Source organism: Parapedobacter sp., from assembly GCF_035556095.1.
In the GTDB taxonomy this organism is placed as follows: Bacteria; Bacteroidota; Bacteroidia; order Sphingobacteriales; family Sphingobacteriaceae; genus Parapedobacter.
In genome coordinates, this window is record NZ_DATMFT010000021.1 from 678,363 (window position 1) to 695,941 (window position 17,579).

At 47.2% G+C, this 17,579-nt stretch carries 16 protein-coding genes; 10 read left to right on the forward strand and 6 right to left on the reverse strand.

What is annotated here, in order from left to right:
• Nucleotides 1-10 precede the first annotated feature (10 nt).
• On the forward strand, nucleotides 11-604 hold the full coding sequence (locus VNQ80_RS13390) for a TlpA disulfide reductase family protein (RefSeq protein WP_325639409.1): 594 nt from the start codon (nucleotides 11-13) through the stop codon (nucleotides 602-604).
• A 19-nt stretch (nucleotides 605-623) separates the two neighbouring features.
• On the opposite strand, the gene VNQ80_RS13395 is transcribed toward VNQ80_RS13390, so the two are convergent.
• Nucleotides 624-1,022: a VOC family protein gene (locus VNQ80_RS13395; RefSeq protein ID WP_325639411.1), complete on the reverse strand. Its 399-nt coding sequence runs from the start codon at nucleotides 1,020-1,022 to the stop codon at nucleotides 624-626.
• A gap of 495 nt (nucleotides 1,023-1,517) precedes the next feature.
• Between VNQ80_RS13395 and VNQ80_RS13400 the strand changes: the two genes are divergently transcribed.
• The 6 genes from VNQ80_RS13400 (at nucleotide 1,518) to VNQ80_RS13425 (ending at nucleotide 7,075) form a co-directional block, all read left to right on the forward strand.
• Entirely contained in the window at nucleotides 1,518-3,737 is a 2,220-nt protein-coding gene (locus tag VNQ80_RS13400; protein ID WP_325639413.1) for a S41 family peptidase, read from the forward strand.
• Between the two features lie 239 nt (nucleotides 3,738-3,976).
• A complete protein-coding gene (gene rpsU / locus VNQ80_RS13405) occupies nucleotides 3,977-4,168 on the forward strand; it encodes a 30S ribosomal protein S21 (RefSeq protein ID WP_325639415.1) in 192 nt (63 codons plus the stop codon).
• Between the two features lie 90 nt (nucleotides 4,169-4,258).
• Nucleotides 4,259-5,140 (forward strand): tyrosine-type recombinase/integrase, encoded by an 882-nt coding sequence (locus VNQ80_RS13410; RefSeq protein ID WP_325639417.1) that lies wholly within the window; start codon nucleotides 4,259-4,261, stop codon nucleotides 5,138-5,140.
• Between the two features lie 13 nt (nucleotides 5,141-5,153).
• Entirely contained in the window at nucleotides 5,154-5,501 is a 348-nt protein-coding gene (hpf, locus tag VNQ80_RS13415) for a ribosome hibernation-promoting factor, HPF/YfiA family (RefSeq protein WP_325639419.1), read from the forward strand.
• A 103-nt stretch (nucleotides 5,502-5,604) separates the two neighbouring features.
• Entirely contained in the window at nucleotides 5,605-6,552 is a 948-nt protein-coding gene (locus VNQ80_RS13420; protein ID WP_325639421.1) for a helix-hairpin-helix domain-containing protein, read from the forward strand.
• Nucleotides 6,545-7,075 (forward strand): adenine phosphoribosyltransferase, encoded by a 531-nt coding sequence (locus tag VNQ80_RS13425; protein ID WP_325639423.1) that lies wholly within the window; start codon nucleotides 6,545-6,547, stop codon nucleotides 7,073-7,075. The genes VNQ80_RS13420 and VNQ80_RS13425 overlap by 8 nt, the downstream gene beginning before the upstream one ends.
• A 10-nt stretch (nucleotides 7,076-7,085) precedes the next feature.
• Here the strand turns inward: VNQ80_RS13425 and VNQ80_RS13430 are convergent, their stop codons facing one another.
• Complete coding sequence (locus VNQ80_RS13430; protein WP_325639426.1) at nucleotides 7,086-8,021, reverse strand: DUF6263 family protein; 936 nt, start codon at nucleotides 8,019-8,021, stop codon at nucleotides 7,086-7,088.
• A 224-nt stretch (nucleotides 8,022-8,245) separates the two neighbouring features.
• Between VNQ80_RS13430 and VNQ80_RS13435 the strand changes: the two genes are divergently transcribed.
• Both VNQ80_RS13435 and pyrF read left to right on the forward strand, forming a co-directional pair.
• Complete coding sequence (locus tag VNQ80_RS13435; RefSeq protein ID WP_325639428.1) at nucleotides 8,246-9,391, forward strand: acyl-CoA dehydrogenase family protein; 1,146 nt, start codon at nucleotides 8,246-8,248, stop codon at nucleotides 9,389-9,391.
• Nucleotides 9,392-9,457: 66 nt separating this feature from the next.
• Nucleotides 9,458-10,291, forward strand: coding sequence for an orotidine-5'-phosphate decarboxylase (pyrF, locus tag VNQ80_RS13440; RefSeq protein ID WP_325639430.1), 834 nt, complete (start codon nucleotides 9,458-9,460; stop codon nucleotides 10,289-10,291).
• Nucleotides 10,292-10,328: 37 nt separating this feature from the next.
• On the opposite strand, the gene VNQ80_RS13445 is transcribed toward pyrF, so the two are convergent.
• Both VNQ80_RS13445 and lon read right to left on the reverse strand, forming a co-directional pair.
• On the reverse strand, nucleotides 10,329-11,624 hold the full coding sequence (locus tag VNQ80_RS13445) for a hemolysin family protein (RefSeq protein ID WP_325639432.1): 1,296 nt from the start codon (nucleotides 11,622-11,624) through the stop codon (nucleotides 10,329-10,331).
• 54 nt (nucleotides 11,625-11,678) lie between these two features.
• Entirely contained in the window at nucleotides 11,679-14,138 is a 2,460-nt protein-coding gene (gene lon / locus VNQ80_RS13450; RefSeq protein ID WP_325639434.1) for an endopeptidase La, read from the reverse strand.
• A gap of 435 nt (nucleotides 14,139-14,573) precedes the next feature.
• Between lon and VNQ80_RS13455 the strand changes: the two genes are divergently transcribed.
• Nucleotides 14,574-15,248, forward strand: coding sequence for a tetratricopeptide repeat protein (locus VNQ80_RS13455; RefSeq protein ID WP_325639436.1), 675 nt, complete (start codon nucleotides 14,574-14,576; stop codon nucleotides 15,246-15,248).
• Nucleotides 15,249-15,267: 19 nt separating this feature from the next.
• Here VNQ80_RS13455 and VNQ80_RS13460 read toward each other — a convergent pair whose 3' ends face one another.
• On the reverse strand, nucleotides 15,268-15,819 hold the full coding sequence (locus VNQ80_RS13460) for a hypothetical protein (RefSeq protein ID WP_325639438.1): 552 nt from the start codon (nucleotides 15,817-15,819) through the stop codon (nucleotides 15,268-15,270).
• Nucleotides 15,820-15,831: 12 nt separating this feature from the next.
• The gene (gene gpmI, locus VNQ80_RS13465) at nucleotides 15,832-17,361 is read right to left on the reverse strand and encodes a 2,3-bisphosphoglycerate-independent phosphoglycerate mutase (protein WP_325639440.1); all 1,530 of its coding nucleotides are present in this window, start codon (nucleotides 17,359-17,361) and stop codon (nucleotides 15,832-15,834) included.
• Nucleotides 17,362-17,579 lie beyond the last annotated feature (218 nt).

The following is a 17,579-nucleotide window of genomic DNA, read 5'->3' on the forward strand; positions in this document are numbered from 1 at the left end:
GTTATAGCATATGAATAATAATAAATTTTGGGCATTCATCCGGAAAAATGGTTTTTCGGTGTTCATGGGACTTTTTGTGGCAGCCATGGTGGTAAGTCCGGATACGAAGTCGTTTGTGCTTCGCCAGTTGATGCGTACCGGACTCTTTAATGCTAGCATTGATGAGCAGGGGCCTGCAGCTTTAAGCCAACCGGCTGTTGATTTTGATTTTGCCGACGACGATGGGTATGTTCAGCATACGTCATCGTTACAGGGTAAAGTTGTGTTTATCAATTTCTGGGCATCATGGTGCCCACCGTGCCGGGCTGAGTTTCCTTCTATCGAGAAACTTTATTCTACGCTGAAAGATAACCCGGATATTTTCTTCTTGATGATCAACGAAGATACTGACCTCTCTGCCGCACATGGCTACTTAGAAAGGGAGGACTATTCGATACCTTTCTATCGGTCTAATGGTGGTGTCCCCCGTGAAATTTACACGGGGGCATTACCAACTACGGTCGTGTTGGACAAGGCAGGGCAAATTAGGCTTCGGCATGAGGGTTTTGCTAACTATGGGTCGGCAAAATTTATAAAGGAGCTGGAAGAACTGATGAACGAATGACTACATAATAAGCCAAGAATTAAAGACCATCCATATAGAAAACATTGAATCGATGTCCATCCGGATCGGCGAAAAGAAAGCCGTAATATCCTTCGCCAAATGCTTCGGTGCCGGAAATTAGCTGACCTCCTGCGTTTTTAACCTCCTTCTCCCAGGCGTCTACCTCCGCTCTGCTTGCCGCGGAAATCGTGAATACGACTTCGGCCGCATGCTGGGAGTCGGCTACCTCGATTTTTAAATTGGCCCGGAGCACATCTTTTAAAAAGAAGTGTATCACAAAGTTGTCTTGGCCGACAAAAAAGCTTGTCAGTTCGCTAGAGCCAAGTCCATTGGGCTTGAATCCCAAGTCACGGTAAAATTTAGCTGTTCGGTCTAAATCGGCTACGGCCAGATTGGCCCAAATCTTTTTCGGATTCATAATTTCTGTATTTTCAGTTACCTAGAGAAACCGTCTATGCAAAGCTATTGTTTTAAATAAACATCGGTGCCGTGGAAAAGAGACGATCTGAGGGGTGTTTTGAGACATTTTAGGTGCTGCGAAAATATAAAAGTTGCCGGCTTTTTGTTTGCAGCCGGCAACGTGCAAAAAAGCGAGTTCTGCTATCTTTTTATTGGGCCTCCCTTGATTTCTTCCGACGGATTTGAAAGAACACGATCGCTGGGTGAAACGCTGCCGAATACTTCCGTTAACGTATCCAGCCGTATACCCTCCTTTATTGGAACGCGTTTGATTTCGTTATTATTTAGTATGATGATATAGGAATGATATTTTTCGCGATAACGCCTCAATGTCTGGACTGCGTAATCCTTTATGTTCGGAGACAAACATCCAAAATGTGACAAATGCCGTGATTACAAGTATGTTGGTATTCTGTTTGATAATAAGTACTTTGCTTCACAAAAGCTTACATCCATGAAACAACTGACTTTTCTCATCGTCGGGCTTGCGGCTGCTTTTTCAGCCTTCGGCCAACAAAATAATCCGAAACAGGCTTTTAATTTTGGTTTTGAGCAAGTGGCGGGTACTGTGCCCGTAGGTTGGAGCAATTTTGGGGAGGGCAGCTATAAACTGGAAGCGGACAGCAACGTTGTGAAAAGTGGAAAGTATGCCGCTTCAATAGCTTCGCTAGGTGATGAGCCGGGCTACCGGGCTTGGGCGTTTACGATTCCCGGCAGCTATCCGGGAAAAGAAATTACACTTTCGGGTTTTATCAAAACGGAAGATGTGGAAGGGTTTGCCGGCCTTTGGATGCGTCTCGACCCACAGGTAGCGTTCAACAACATGCAACAAGAGGGTTTGCAAGGCACCACGGAATGGACCCGATATGAATTTACGCTACCCATGAATCCTGACAAGACGGAGCAAACGGTAGTCGGCGGACTATTGGTAGGCAAGGGCAAAGTGTGGTTCGATAGTTTGTCGGTAACGATAGATGGCCAGGATATCGCTACGTTGCAGCCACAGGAGAAAAAGAAAGTGCCGGCACAGTTGGATACAGCGTTTGACCGGGGTTCGGCGGTTGATATACCGGCGCTTGACGAACCGTTATCTGAAAGCTTGGAAGTGCTGGGCCTCATTTGGGGCTTTGTCAAATATTACCATCCCGTCATAGCTGCTGGCGATGTGAATTGGGACTATGAGCTGTTTCGGGTGTTGCCTGCGGTATTGAAAGCAAACGGGAAGCACCAGCGGGATGAGGTGCTGATGCAGTGGATAGCCAGATTAGGACCGATAACGGAAACAGAAGAAGCAACGCTTCCGGCCGAAGGGGTGAAGCTCGAACCCGACCTTGAATGGATAAATACAACGGGTTTCTCAGCCGAATTGACGGAGTTACTTCTGAATATTAAGCAGGCGAAACGGACAGGTAAGCATTTCTACGTGAGCGTATACCCTGCCGTCGGCAACCCGAATTTCAGTAATGAAAATCCTTATCCCCGGATGCAGGTTGCCGACGATGGGTTTCGGCTGCTGGCACTTTACCGGTATTGGAATGTGATTCAGTATTTCTTCCCTTACAGGCATCTAATTGGTGAGGATTGGAAAGACGTGCTCGGCGAATTTATCCCGAAATTCATGGAGGCAGCTGATACGCAAGCTTACGTACTGGCAACGCTGGAACTCATCGCACGAATCCACGACACCCATGCAAATGTGTGGGGCAATAACCCCGTGCTGAATAGCTTCCTCGGTGTCCGTTATGCACCCGTAGAGGTACAGTTTGTGGAAGAACAACCGGTTATAACCGGATATCGGCACAACACATGGGGGAAGGATACCGGATTGGAAGTGGGTGACGTAATAACGTCGATTAACGGCGAAACCGTGGCGGATGTTGTAAGCCGGATGCTGAAGTATACACCGGCATCTAATTATCCCACGCAGTTGCGCGACATTGCACCCAAGCTGCTACGTACCAACGACACGGCCATGCGCATTGGAGTCGCTCGAAACGGGGAGCCCCACTCGGTGGTGCTCAATGCCTACGAACCGAACATATTGAAAATGCATAATCGCTTTTTGAATACCGATACCAGCTTCCGGATGTTGACCGATGACATTGCGTATTTGAACAACGGCACACTGAATGCCGATAACCTGGGCGAATACTGGGCACAGATTCGGGACACGAAAGGCTTAATCATTGATAACCGTAATTATCCTAGTAAGCCGGGGGCGAACCGGGTAGGGGAATTCCTCATGCCGAACGAGACGCCTTTTGCTAAATTTACCTTTTGCAGTATACAGGAGCCAGGTTTGGTTGTTCTTGGCGGTATGTCGATGAATACCGGTAAGGAGAATGCGGCATATTACCAGGGGAAGGTAGTTATCTTGGTAAACGAAGTGACCCAAAGTGCGGCCGAATTCCATGCGATGGCGTATCGCGTTCATCCCAGCGCTACGGTGATGGGCTCTACCACCGCCGGTGCGGATGGTAACGTGTCGCCGATCGTGCTTCCGGGAGGAATATCAACGGCGATTAGCGGCATCGGTGTTTACTATCCGGATGGAGGGGAAACTCAGCGCGTGGGAATCGTTCCTGATGTTGTCGTGAGGCCAACAATTGCCGGTGTGAAAGCCGGCCGTGACGAAGTTCTTGAAAGGGCGGTGCAGTTTATCAACAATCCGTAAGAATGTCCATCAACAGAAGATTAATCGTTAGATACTCCGATATATCGCTAACAGCAGCCGTGTCCGTAGCTTCTTGTATTTGCCAACCTCTTTGGTGAAAACGGTTCGTATTTGGGCAAAATGGAACAGGCTCCTTTTTATAAATAACTCATAATATTATTATAATCACTTTGAAATCAGGGAAAACTTTGATACCTTTGCAATCCGAAAATTTTGTACGAAAGGAGGTATAACAGGATATGATCATTGTAAATGTGAAAGAAGGCGAATCGTTGGACCGTGCGTTGAAACGCTTCAAGAAGAAGTTTGAAAAAACAGGGGTGTTGCGCGAACTCCGTTCCCGCCAGGCTTATGAGAAGAAATCCGTTACCCGTCGTACGCAACGTAAAAAGGCGATTTATAAACAAAGCCTCAACCAGGATATCGTCTAACGATTTTATCTCCGTTAATAGGGCGGTTTATTTGTAATACCCGAAAACTATCCGTATATTCAACCATTAGAATATAAGGGTAGTTTTTCTATGTTTATAGACCGCTTTATCCGTTTCATCACTTACGAAAAGCGCTTTTCGAAGCACACGGTTGATGCGTACAGTCATGAGCTGGTAGCCTATACCGATTACCTGAAAGCGTTGGAGGCGGACATTGCCGATATGACCCATAGGCAGGCCCGCGCTTATTTGGCTGCGCGATTGGAGTCGGGGCTTAGTCCCGTATCTGTAAACCGTAGCTTGGCTGCCCTTCGTACCTACTACCGTTTTCTGATGCGTGAAGGTGCTGTGAAGCAGAACCCCTTTGCCTTGGTCAAAGCGTTAAGAACCCCGAAAAAGCTCCCTGTTACTGTTGATAAAGAAAAGCTCTCAATCCTGTTGGATACCGGGGAGACATTTCCTGATACCTTTGAGGGGCTGCGCGACAAGTTAGTGTTGGAACTCTTGTTTGGTACAGGCATTCGGCTCGCCGAATTATTACAAATCCGTGAGGAACACATCGATTTCTACAGCGGCAATATCCGTATATTTGGGAAACGGAATAAAGAAAGGCTGGTGCCCATGAATAAATCGCTTCAGGTGTTGCTGCGTCATTACATCGGTGAAAAAAATATACAGTATTTTAACAACAATTCACCTTACCTTATCGTTACTAAGAAAGGGAAGGATGCTTATCCCGGATTGATCTATGACATTGTAACGCATTACCTAAGCATAATATCTCCGCAGCGAAAAAAGAGCCCGCACGTGCTCAGGCACACCTTCGCGACAACGCTGCTGGATAATGGGGCAGATTTGAATGCCATAAAGGAATTGCTAGGGCATGCCGGACTGGCTGCTACCCAAGTTTATACACATAATTCGGTGGAACGGCTTAAATCAATTTATAAACAAGCGCATCCAAAAGCTTAAAAAAGGAGGAATCATGAACATTATTGTGCAATCAATTCGTTTCGACGCAGACAAGAAGCTGATCCAGTTTATCCAGAAACGGGTGAACAAACTTGACCAATTCTTCGACCAAATTATTGATGGAGAATGTTACCTCAAGTTAGAAAACGTAGAAGATGAGGCAAACAAAGTTACCGAGTTTAAGCTGAATATTCCAGGAAGTCAGCTGTTTGCCAAAGCACAGGCGAAATCTTTTGAAGAAGCTACAGACTTGGCGGTCGAATCGTTGCGCAGGCAAATCAATAAACATAAAACGAAAACCAGGACTAAAGCAAGTAATCATAAGGAATTACTTTCGATGACCGATGAAATGAGCGCGTAGCGAATACGTTATCATTAGTAACGCAATTCAAACCCGACCAAATGCACCGCTGTGCCTGTTGGGTTTGAATTTTTGTTTTGAATACCCAAACCGTAGACCGACCGTGCAAAAATGGTTTACAACGTATTTCGGCTTTAGCCGCCGCGAACTCAATGGTGTTTGCGTATTGGCGTTGATTTTGCTCCTGATATGGTGCATTCCACGCATCTTCTCTTTTCACAGCGAAAAAACGGAGAGCGACCTCTCTATTCAAATCGCCGAAATCGACAGCTTTCTGGCCGCTGCTGATAAAGAACGAATATCCACTAATCATCATGTGAATAGGAACGTCGGCGAAGGGGCATCACCTGTCTCTGAAGTGACTTATTTTACGTTTGATCCCAATGGGTTGCCCATAGGCGATTGGGAACGGCTAGGGCTGTCCGAAAGGCAAATACGGATGATTAAGAATTATGAGGACAAAGGTGGGCGTTTTCGGAAAAAGGAAGATCTTGCGAAGATCTATGCCATCAGCGATGCGGATTATGCCCGGTTGGAACCGTATATCGAAATCAAGCAAGCCGAGCCAGATCCTATTGCGGCAAATCACGGCGATAGTGGCCAGCGAACCATCAGTACGGTTATGCAAGCAACGGTGCCGCAAGCACTTCATATCGATTTAAACGGCGCAGACTCCCTCGAATTGCAATACCTTCCGGGTATCGGACCAGTGTTCGCGTCGCGTATCGTTCGGTTCAGAGATCTGTTGGGCGGTTTCCATCAGGTATCGCAGTTAATGGATGTTTATGGGTTTGACACTGTGCGGTTTGAAGAGCTGGAAGCATATGTGTATGTCGACACATCCAAAGTAGAAAAAATTGCGATCAATACCGCTGGATACCAACGTTTCAGTGACCATCCATTCATCAATCACAAGTTGGCCAATGCAATTGTGCAATATCGGAAACAACACGGGCCCTATGGCGCGATCAGCGATTTATTACATATCGCTATTATGGATGAGCAAATTTTTCGTAAGATTGCACCGTATTTAACCTTAGTTGATGATTGACCAACGATTGAGAGCGGCCGTCAGGGATGTGCCGGACTTCCCAAAGCCGGGAATTATTTTCAAGGATATTACACCTATCTTGAAAGATCCGGGCCTGTGTGAAGCGGTAGTGGAACGCATGGCTGAACCGATAAACCCCGAAACCATCGATGTGGTGGCAGGTATTGAAAGCCGGGGCTTCCTCTTCGGTCTCATGCTCGCCCAACGGCGGGGAAAGCCCTTCGTACCCGTCAGGAAGGTCGGAAAACTGCCTTATGATACTGTGCAACAAGAATATGCGCTTGAGTATGGCAGCGCTACCATCGAAATGCATGCCGACGCCTTTCCCGTGGGTAGCCGTTTACTCATCCACGATGACCTGCTAGCGACAGGGGGAACGGTGACCGCTGCCAGTCACCTTATCGAACGACTAGGCGGCCACATCGCAGGCTATACCTTTATTATCTGCTTAGACTTCCTTAACGGAAGGGATCGGCTCGCAACTTTCAGTTCACAGATCCATACACTGTTAAGCTATACCTAACAGTAATCGACTATAGTTTTTTGCCAGTCGTAGTAATGTCAGATACGATGGACATTGGAATTTCCATACCTTGGATGCTCATACTTCCCGTGATATCTTGTTTAAGTTTAGAAAGTACCGGCAGGCCCGATTTGACCTCAACCTCAATTGTGCCACGTTGGGTTCCACTCATGTCAAATTCTGCAGCTTGTAGTATCGGATTGCCTCCTTCACCGGTAAACTTCGAGAAAGTCAACTGCGCGTCCACGTCGAGCACCGCAATGTCGCCCTCTAGCCCCGAAAGCGTAAAGTCTGAGTTGGCATCTGAATGCAACAGGTTGGCAATGGAACCCGAAAATGTCTTTCCCCAGGTGTCGCCTATGCTTACGGCCTTATTTGGATAGATGTTGCTGATTTGGTTCATGCTCTGGATTAGCGAGGAATCACCGAATGATTGCTTCAGTATTTCTTTTTGGGGGCCTTCCATGCCATCGAAAATCTCCGCAAAACCAACTACTTTTTGAACACTGCCATCTTCGTTAATATACAGCTGAAATGATTTTCCGATAAGACCTGACATAGCCTTCAGTTCGCTCGTACCTCCATCTGGGTCGTTCGAATCGAATGTAATCCGTTGCATGCCGCCCACGTCCGTATCCATCTTTAGTGCGTTCATCAAGACCTCTATTTCAGTTACACCGTTGTCCCGTGCTTTAATCGTGTAGATGTATTCCGTTGAAATATCCTGTGTAGTCGTAATCTGCTGCCCCATAGCCTCCTGCACAATCTCCTGCTTAACCACCGAGGAAAACAGGTACTTATCGCCCGGTTTGAGGTTGAATTTCAGTTGGACAGCTGCTATTTCGGACTGCGCCTTTTTGATCTCCTCTTTGGGTCCATGGGCAATTACAGATGTAGTTAATAGCAAACAGAAAGCCCAGAGTATGAAAGTAATTGTGCGATTCATCTATTTCGTTTTTGATTTAATCTCAAAGATAAGCTTTGCGCCGATTACACCGCTTTTTTTTCAAACATATTTTGTTGCTGCCGCAGGACCGTACTTCCGGGCCGATTTGGTCGTAAATTGGATTTCATACCCAAAACCATCTTATTCTATATTATGCCGTATTTTCTTTGGTTGGCTTTTTTCGGTGTATTGTTTATTATTGCGATGAAACAGGTAGTTATCTTATGGAATCAATAGCAATGGGCGACGAAAATAGAGAAATGGTACGGCAGATGGTCCGCGAATTTGCGGATAAACACATTCGTCCGCATGTAATGGAATGGGATGAAGCACAACTGTTTCCCATCGATATGTTCAAAGCGATGGGGCAGCTCGGTATCATGGGGGTGTTGGTGCCTGAGGAATATGGTGGTGCCGGATTGGGGTATGATGAGTATGTAGACGTAATTGTCGAAGTAGCAAAGGTGTGCGGCTCGATCGGTCTTTCGCTGGCTGCCCATAATTCCCTTTGCACGGGCCATATATTGGCGTTCGGGAACGATAGTCAGAAAGAGCGGTGGCTGCCTAAGCTCGCCACAGCCGAATGGCTGGGGGCTTGGGCACTTACCGAAGCCAATACGGGGTCGGACGCGCTACGCATGGGTACCACGGCCAAATTGGACGGTGACGAGTACGTTGTTAATGGAACGAAGAACTGGATTACTCACGGCAAAAGCGGGGACATTGCGGTGGTGATGGTCCGGACAGGTGAGAAAAATAAATCGGGTGGTATCTCGGCATTGGTTATTGAGAAAGGTACGTCCGGGTTTACACACGGAAAGAAAGAAAATAAGTTGGGTATGCGGGCATCTGAAACGACGGAACTGGTGTTCGACAATTGTCGTGTGCCCCGCGAGAACATGCTTGGTGAAGAAGGGGAGGGATTTAAGCAGGCGATGCACGTATTGGATGGCGGGCGTATTTCAATTGCCGCCTTAGCACTTGGCATGGCGAAAGGTGCCTTGGCAGCCGCTGTAAGCTATGCCAAGGAACGGCATCAGTTTGGGCAGCCGATCGCTAATTTCCAAGGCATTTCTTTTAAACTGGCAGATATGGCTACGGAGATCGAGGCGGCTGAATTACTGGTCAGGCAAGCATGTGCATTAAAGAACAGCGGTGGCGATGTGACCAAAAACTCCGCGATGGCTAAATACTTTGCTTCGGAATTGGCTGTGCGCTGTGCCACGGAAGCCGTGCAGGTTTTTGGGGGCTATGGTTACACCAAAGATTTTCCAGTTGAAAAGTACTACCGGGATGCTAAACTCTGCACCATCGGTGAGGGGACGTCCGAAATCCAAAAAATGGTCATCGCGCGGGAAGTATTGAAATAGGGGGGCTTTCGCTTTTTTAGCAAGGATTTTTGTTTTAGGTTTGCGGTGACAAAAATCGCGACAGCTATGACCCGGAGTGAACTCATCCAACAGATTAAAACCAAGCGCTCGTTCCTATGTGTAGGCCTCGATACCGATATCAATAAAGTGCCCCGCCATCTGCTGGACTATGCTGATCCGGTTTTTGAGTTCAATAAGCAGATCATCGAGGCAACAGCCGACCTGTGTGTAGCATACAAACCCAATATCGCTTTTTATGAAAGCCGCGGTATAGCGGGGTGGGAGAGCTTACGGAAGACATGGGCGGCGTTGCCGCAAGACTGCCTGAGTATTGCCGATGCCAAACGGGGTGATATCGGTAATACGTCCGAGATGTATGCGAAAGCTTTTTTTGATCGGGATGTGTCAGGCCTCGGTTTCGATGCGCTTACCATTGCGCCGTATATGGGGCACGATTCCATACAGCCCTTTCTTGATTTTGATGGAAAATGGTCGATTGTACTGGCGCTGACCTCCAACGTTGGCGGGTTGGATTTTCAAACCCATCGGGATACGCGTGGGAAGCAGTTATTTGAACGCGTAATCGAAAAAGCCAACGACTGGGGCACAATCGATAACCTAATGTATGTAGTTGGTGCTACGAGGGGCGAAGCTTTTACGGCTGTCCGAGCGCTTGCACCCGATCATTTCTTATTGGTGCCGGGTGTCGGTGCGCAGGGGGGGAGTTTACAGGAAGTATGCCGCTATGGAATGAATGCTGATTGCGGGTTGCTTGTGAATGCTACCCGATCCATCATTTACGCATCAGACAGTGAGGACTTTGCCGAACGAGCTAGGGAGGAGGCAACGGCATTGCAGCGAGAGATGGAGAAAGAGCTGGTTGCGAAAGGCATCATATGATCGGACACTCACTATAACAAGGCACGTTTAATTGTTATCATTGATCTCCTAGGTGGGTAACCAATATTTTGTCGATGCGGTTACCATCCATATCCATTACCTCAAACTCGTGATTTTTCCATTGCACCCGCTCACCTGCCGTAGGCATATGGCCCAATTTAAGCAGGATCAGCCCGGCAATGGTACTGATACTCCCCATGCCATCCTCTTCATCTTCCGCATCGATATTTAATGCTACAAATAATTCATCCAATTGGTATTGCCCATCGATAAGCAAGCTGCCGTCTTCACGGGCGACTATCTCTGGCCTTTCGCCGGTATCGCCATCGGAGATATCGCCCACGAGGCCACTAAGGATGTCGTTGATGGTTACGATACCCTGAAGCGATCCGTACTCATCCAGCACGACCGCCTGGTGTATTTTGGATGCCTTGAACTTGTTCAATATACTGTACGCCGAACTATTTTCGTGGACATAGTTTAGCGGTTGCGTCAATCGGTCGAGCTGAATCGGCTCTTCGATGAGGTACTGGTTGAGCAACGATTTGATATGAACCACGCCTGAGATGTTATCCAAGCCACCTTGGCAAACCGGATAGACCGTATGGCCGCTTTTCAATATGGTATCACGGTGCACATCGTACCCGTCATTGATATCCAGCCACACAATGTTGCTGCGATGTGTCATCAGGTTGATGGCACGCTTATCGCCTAAACTGAATACACGGTCCACGATTTCGTGCTCAATATGTTCAATGGCCCCAGTATCGGCGCCTTCATCAACGAGTGCCTTGATTTCTTCTTCCGTGACGGCACTTTGCGAGGTTCTAACGCCAAGCAGTCGGACAACAGTTTCTGTAGTGGCACTAAGCAGCCACACAAAAGGAGCGACCACCCTGCTTAGTATATTCATCGGGAAAGCGACAATCATCGCATATTTCTCAGGCATAGCCAAACCTATGCGCTTCGGTACCAATTCGCCAAACACCAAGGTCAGAAACGTAATCACGATAACCACGATTAATACCGAAACCTGTGAGCTGTATCCGTCTAGCCAAGCGATTTCCGAAAGATGCACATCCAAGCGTTGGGCAATAGTAGCACCACCGAATATACCCGTCAAAATACCAATCAGCGTAATACCTATTTGTACAGTGGAGAGGAATTGGTTGGGAGAATCCTTTAGTTTGAGTACTTGTTTGGCGGCTGCGTTTTTCCGGTCAACAAGCACCTGTAAACGGGCTTTTCTACTGGAAACGATGGCAATTTCAGAAGCCGAGAAAATGCCGTTCAACAAAACTAACGCCAGGATAATCAGCGATTCGGTAAGCATGAAGCTAATGTAATAATTAATTTATATAAACAAAAGCAACAAAAAGACGCGGTATTATACATCATCGGTTAAGAGCTTCTTGGGATTTTTCACCTGTTGTTTTAATAGTGCGATATTCACAACCTCGTGCATTTCGGTGACATAGTGGAAAGTGAGGTCCTTGATGTAATCTTCCTTGATTTCCAAGATATCTTTTCGATTTGCTTTCGATAAAATAACTTGGTTGATATTAGCCCGTTTGGCGGCCAATATCTTTTCCTTGATTCCACCAACGGGCAGTACCTTGCCCCGCAACGTAATTTCGCCGGTCATAGCCAGCTTTTCTTTTACCTTACGTTGTGTAAAGCTAGATGCCAGGGCGGTAAGCATGGTGATGCCGGCCGAAGGGCCATCCTTGGGCGTGGCACCGGCGGGTACATGGATGTGTACATCCCACTTGTCAAAGATGCGGTAGTCAATACCAAACGCGTCAGCGTTTGCACGGAGATAGGCCATTGCGATAGTAGCTGATTCTTTCATCACATCCCCGAGGTTGCCGGTAAGTGTCAATTTACCTTTTCCGGGGCTTAAACTTGATTCGATATAGAGGATATCACCGCCAACTTGGGTCCATGCCAAGCCGGTAACAACACCTGCTACGTGGTTGTTTTCGTAGTATTCTTTATCGAAGATGGGGGCGCCTAGTACTTGCTCCACCATATCAACACCGATCGGCAGAGGCAATGGATCTTCCATAACGAGGTGGGTAGCCACGCCACGGACAAGGGAACCGATTTTCTTTTCCAAGCCACGCACGCCCGACTCACGGGTATATTCATCGATAACCTTCTCTATGACGTTGGCACGGAGGGCGAACTCCTTGGCATTAAGGCCATGTAATTCCCGCTGTTTCGGAATCAGGTGCTTCTTGGCAATCTCGATTTTCTCTTCGATGGTGTATCCGTTAACCTCGATAACTTCCATGCGATCCAATAACGCCGGCTGGACGTTGCTCAATGAATTGGCTGTAGCGATGAACATGACGTTAGACAGATCGTAGTCGAGTTCGACATAATGATCGTAAAATGCATTGTTTTGCTCAGGGTCGAGTACTTCCAGCAGTGCGGATGAAGGGTCGCCACGGAAGTCGCTTCCTACTTTGTCTATCTCGTCGAGTACGAATACCGGATTGGATGTTCCAGCTTTTTTTAGTGACTGGATAATGCGCCCCGGCATGGCGCCAATGTAGGTTTTCCGATGCCCCCTGATTTCGGCCTCGTCGCGGATACCACCTAGCGCCATGCGGGTATATTTACGGCCGATTGCTTTGGCTATCGACTTGCCCAACGATGTTTTTCCGACACCCGGAGGGCCCACCAAGCACAGTATCGGTGCCTTCATGTTGTGTTTGAGCTTCAGAACGGCAAGGTATTCGACGATTCTCCGCTTTACTTTCTCGAGACCGTAATGGTCTCGATCCAATATCCGCTTGGCACGCTTCAGATCGAAATTATCTTTAGAGAAATCATTCCAAGGTAGGTCAAGTAGCAGTTCTAAATAGTTGACCTGAACGGAATAGTCTGCCGCAGCGGGGTTGATGCGCGCGAGCTTGTCGAGCTCTTTGGTGAAGTGTTCGGCGACTTCCTTGGACCATTTTTTTCCCTTCGCCCGTTTGCGCAGGTCTTCCATTTCCAGATCGGGAGTGTTGCCGCCCAATTCTTCCTGAATGGTTTTTAATTGCTGGTTGAGAAAATAATCCCGTTGCTGCTTATCTAAATCGCCCTTAACCTTATTCTGTATCTGGTTTTTAAGTTCCAGCAATTGAAGTTCAATGTTGAGCTGTTCCAACACCTTGGCCGCCCGCTTCTCAAGGTTAGCAATTTCCAGTAATTCCTGCTTAAATGGCAGGTCGGCATTGAGGTTGGAAGAAATAAAATTAATCAGAAACCCGGGGCTCTCGATGTTTTTTATCGCAATGCCTGCTTCGCTGGGAATGTGCGGCGACAGCTGAATGATTTGCAACGCCATCTCTTTGATGGAGGAAATCAGGGCGTTAAATTCCTTGCTGGTTTTGTGTTTTTTCTCTTCGAAACGCTCAATGTGGGCCTTAATATAGGGTTCGCTCTGAATGAGGCCACGGAGCTTAAAACGTTGCTTGCCTTGGATGATAACGGTAGTATTGCCATCCGGCATTTGCAATATTTTGATGATCATCGCTACGGTACCAACCGGATGCAACTGTTCGAACGTAGGGTCCTCGATTGACATGTTCTGTTGGGATACGACCCCGATGATGCGATCGCCTTTATAGGCTTCCTTTACCAACTTGATGGATTTGTCGCGCCCCACGGTGATGGGGATGACCACACCAGGAAACAGTACGGTGTTGCGTAAAGGGAGAATGGAAAGCGACTCGGGGAGGTCGGCATTGCTCATCTCATCTTCATCTTGCTGGCTTAATAAAGGAAAGAATTCCGTGTCTTCATTTATAATGGGAATGGCTTGATTAAAATCAAATGGATCAAAGTTGCTCATGAATAAATTTTCGTCTATGATGGGGCGCCATTTTGGCAGCCGTATACTTGCGCTGTGTTAATTGTATTTCTTGTGGACATAATTGCAATGCCTATGCCAATAGTATGTGTTTCCGCTAATTCTACGAATATCATATCATTCAGACATATGTGCTGAAAAAAAGTCAGCAATAAAAGACACGGTCGGGTTGCATATGCATTGTGAGGTGTCGTCATGTTAAGTCACTAATATAGGGATTTGCGAGATAAAATTAAATTGGCAAATAATAAATTGCTGGTTTGGAAGTTTTAAGTTGAGGCTGGGGGTCACTGGAGTTGCACATAGCGATGCTTATAGTTATGTTTGTAGCACGGAAATTGTAGTAAGGGATAAATGACCGGGTGTCAGTTCAATAAAAAGTGGTGCCCCCGTGTATGTTGTATAATTTAGAAAGCGATGAAAATAAACGATTTGAAGATTATTTTAAAACGATTGAACGTTGGTGTAGTGGTAGGAATAATGTGTTTAACTGCGTTGGTTGCGCAAGCTCAAACGACGGAGACCGCACCGAGTAATCCTAACGTGCGCTTAGGGCAGAAGGCGCTGATTGATGGTGATTTTAAAGCCGCAGCAGGTCATTTGCAAAAAGCACTCCCCGCAGAGGCCGGTGATCCGAATGTGATGTATATGTTAGCGTACTCGCAATACCAAATAGGCGAATACCGGAAATCGCTGGAATCATTCACTAAGGTCATCGAGTTGCGGCCAGACCATGAGTCGGCTTATTATTACCGCGGCAAAGCAAATAATGCGTTGGCTGTGCAAACCGACACACGAATTAGTTCGAGTAATCGGGAGAAAATGTTGAATCAAGCGATAATAAATTATACCAAGGCGATTGAGCTCAATGGTGAGGACGTGAAATATTACCAAAATAGGGGTATTGCCTATAGGGATTTGGGAATATTACGTGGTACAGCCGGAACTGCGAACTACGACAAATCCATAGCTACTGACGCCTACAACAAAAGTGTAGTGGATTTTGAGCAGGTGCTGGTTATGGCTCCGGGTAAAAAAGATATCCAAACGGAACTCAAGAAAGCGAAAGTTTATCGCGATAACTTGAAATAAACTGAATTTAGTGTCTTTATTATAGCCACTCACCGGTAACGGTGTAGTGGCTTTCTCCAATTACCAGTACGTGTTGCTGTTTCGTGATCCGGTATAAGGAGTCTACGTAATAATCGAGCTGTTCGTTGGTTTGATAAAGCATATTGCTAACTTGGTTGATTACGCGGACATGCGTCACAGTACCTGAATCTGTTTTTTCTATCCGGATTTCTTTCGTACGTAACGTCGAATCGATAGGAGTATAGGTAACGGAAGAGCCTGTGCTATCCACCCGATAGCTGTTTTGCCAGGCTGGTTTATTGATGTCAGCGTCTATAAATAAAGCAAATTCGCTCTTCCAATCGGCTACATGGATTTTCTTCCGCTCATCTTCCCCGTTTTTTGCTGCCGTTTTTATAATTTCGGGATTATGTTGCTGCAATCGCGCGGCTTCTTTTTCAAAATATTCTGCTAAACTGAAGTATGGTGCCGTATGCAATGCATTTGATACGCGCTCGGAGTCGCTGCATGACGATAACGTGATCAGCAACACCGTGGCGCTATAAACAAAGGGTATATTTAACCGCCGCATATGACCTCGTCGTTATACCAAAATATTGCCCGTCATCTCTGGTGGGGTGGGTACGCCCATAATCGTCAAAATTGTAGGGGCAATATCACCCAATTTACCATCGACTATGGCGTTGTAGTTGTCGTCGATGAGTATACAAGGTACCAGATTGGTGGTATGTGCCGTGTTGACCGAGCCGTCGTCATTTATCATAAATTCTGCATTTCCATGGTCGGCAATGATGATAAAGCTGTAACCTTCCCGGCGCCCACATTCAATGACCTGTTTAGCACAATGGTCCACTGTCTCCACAGCGCTTACCACAGCGTCAAATACGCCAGTGTGTCCCACCATGTCAGGGTTGGCGAAGTTTAGGCAGATGAAATCGGGCTTGTTGGTTACCATATCTTCACAAATGGCATCGGCCACGCCCTGTGCGCTCATTGCTGGCTGCAGGTCGTAGGTCGCGACTTTGGGAGAGGGAATCAGAATGCGGTTTTCACCACGGAATGCGCGTTCGCGCCCGCCCGAAAAGAAAAAGGTTACATGGGGATATTTTTCCGTTTCCGCGATACGGGTCTGTGTCTTGTTGTGTGCCTCCAACACTTCGCCAAGCGTATTGGTAAGGTTGTCTTTAAGAAACAATACCTGAACGTTTTTGAAAGTCTCGTCATAAGTGGTCATGGTGAGGTAGTGGAGGTCGAGCGGGTGCATACCGAACTCGGGGAATGCCTGCTGCGTAAGGGCTATCGTAATTTCCCGCCCGCGGTCCGTACGGAAATTGAAGCAAACAACGACGTCGCCGCCCGCAATTGTCGCCAAAGCATTGCCATTGCTGTCGGTCTTGACGATGGGCTTAACAAATTCATCGGTAACCCCTTCGTTGTACGACTGCTGGATGGCCTCACGGATGTCCGTCGTGGGCATGCCGATGCCGTGTGCCAATAGATCGTAAGCCTGTTTAACTCGTTCCCACCGGTTGTCGCGGTCCATGGCATAATACCGGCCAATCGCGGACGCCAGCTGGCCCACACTTGCGGCTAAAAACTGCTCCATATCCGTTACGTAACCAATTCCCGAATTGGGGTCGGTGTCGCGACCATCTAAAAATGCATGTATGAAAACATGGTCATTGGTCAGCCCAGCATGTTTGGCTGCTTCGCATAACCCTTTCAGATGCCTGGTATGTGCATGTACACCGCCATCAGATAATAGGCCGATAAAGTGTACACGTTTGCCGTTGGTTTTTGCATAGCCGAATGCTTCTTGCAATGTGGTATTTCTATTGAATTCACCATCGGCAACCGCCTTATGTATCCGTCCCAACTCCTGGTAGACAATCCGTCCAGCACCTAAGTTCATATGGCCTACTTCGGAGTTGCCCATCTGGCCTGCAGGAAGGCCAACGGCTTCGCCCGACGCTTCAAGCGTGGCATTGGGGCGGGTGGCCAGCAATTCATCTAAAAATGGTGTGTTTGCCGCTCGCACGGCATTGGATTGGTCCTCTTTGCCATAACCTAAACCGTCTAAGATTACGAGCGCTACTTTTTTGTCTTTCTTCACGGAACAAACTTAGATAAACTTGCTTTTAGATGCAAGTTTATTCGATGTTGGTGGGCACGCGGTATGTGTAGATTGGGTGATTGTCAAAAGATGGCATGTTTTTAGCGGTACGTTGGTCGTTAAGCAATAATTCGGTCAGAGGCTGCTTTTTGTAGAATTTAATCTACACTTGAGCGCTTTTCGCGGACAAGAAATAGGTTGAATGCCAAATGCAATTG

Coding starts and splice junctions, on each gene's coding strand:
- VNQ80_RS13390 (WP_325639409.1), top strand. CDS start 11: ATGAATAATAATAAATTTTGGGCATTCATCCGGAAAAATGGTTTTTCG.
- VNQ80_RS13395 (WP_325639411.1), bottom strand. CDS start 1,022: ATGAATCCGAAAAAGATTTGGGCCAATCTGGCCGTAGCCGATTTAGAC.
- VNQ80_RS13400 (WP_325639413.1), top strand. CDS start 1,518: ATGAAACAACTGACTTTTCTCATCGTCGGGCTTGCGGCTGCTTTTTCA.
- rpsU (WP_325639415.1), top strand. CDS start 3,977: ATGATCATTGTAAATGTGAAAGAAGGCGAATCGTTGGACCGTGCGTTG.
- VNQ80_RS13410 (WP_325639417.1), top strand. CDS start 4,259: ATGTTTATAGACCGCTTTATCCGTTTCATCACTTACGAAAAGCGCTTT.
- hpf (WP_325639419.1), top strand. CDS start 5,154: ATGAACATTATTGTGCAATCAATTCGTTTCGACGCAGACAAGAAGCTG.
- VNQ80_RS13425 (WP_325639423.1), top strand. CDS start 6,545: ATGATTGACCAACGATTGAGAGCGGCCGTCAGGGATGTGCCGGACTTC.
- VNQ80_RS13430 (WP_325639426.1), bottom strand. CDS start 8,021: ATGAATCGCACAATTACTTTCATACTCTGGGCTTTCTGTTTGCTATTA.
- VNQ80_RS13435 (WP_325639428.1), top strand. CDS start 8,246: ATGGAATCAATAGCAATGGGCGACGAAAATAGAGAAATGGTACGGCAG.
- pyrF (WP_325639430.1), top strand. CDS start 9,458: ATGACCCGGAGTGAACTCATCCAACAGATTAAAACCAAGCGCTCGTTC.
- VNQ80_RS13445 (WP_325639432.1), bottom strand. CDS start 11,624: ATGCTTACCGAATCGCTGATTATCCTGGCGTTAGTTTTGTTGAACGGC.
- lon (WP_325639434.1), bottom strand. CDS start 14,138: ATGAGCAACTTTGATCCATTTGATTTTAATCAAGCCATTCCCATTATA.
- VNQ80_RS13455 (WP_325639436.1), top strand. CDS start 14,574: ATGAAAATAAACGATTTGAAGATTATTTTAAAACGATTGAACGTTGGT.
- VNQ80_RS13460 (WP_325639438.1), bottom strand. CDS start 15,819: ATGCGGCGGTTAAATATACCCTTTGTTTATAGCGCCACGGTGTTGCTG.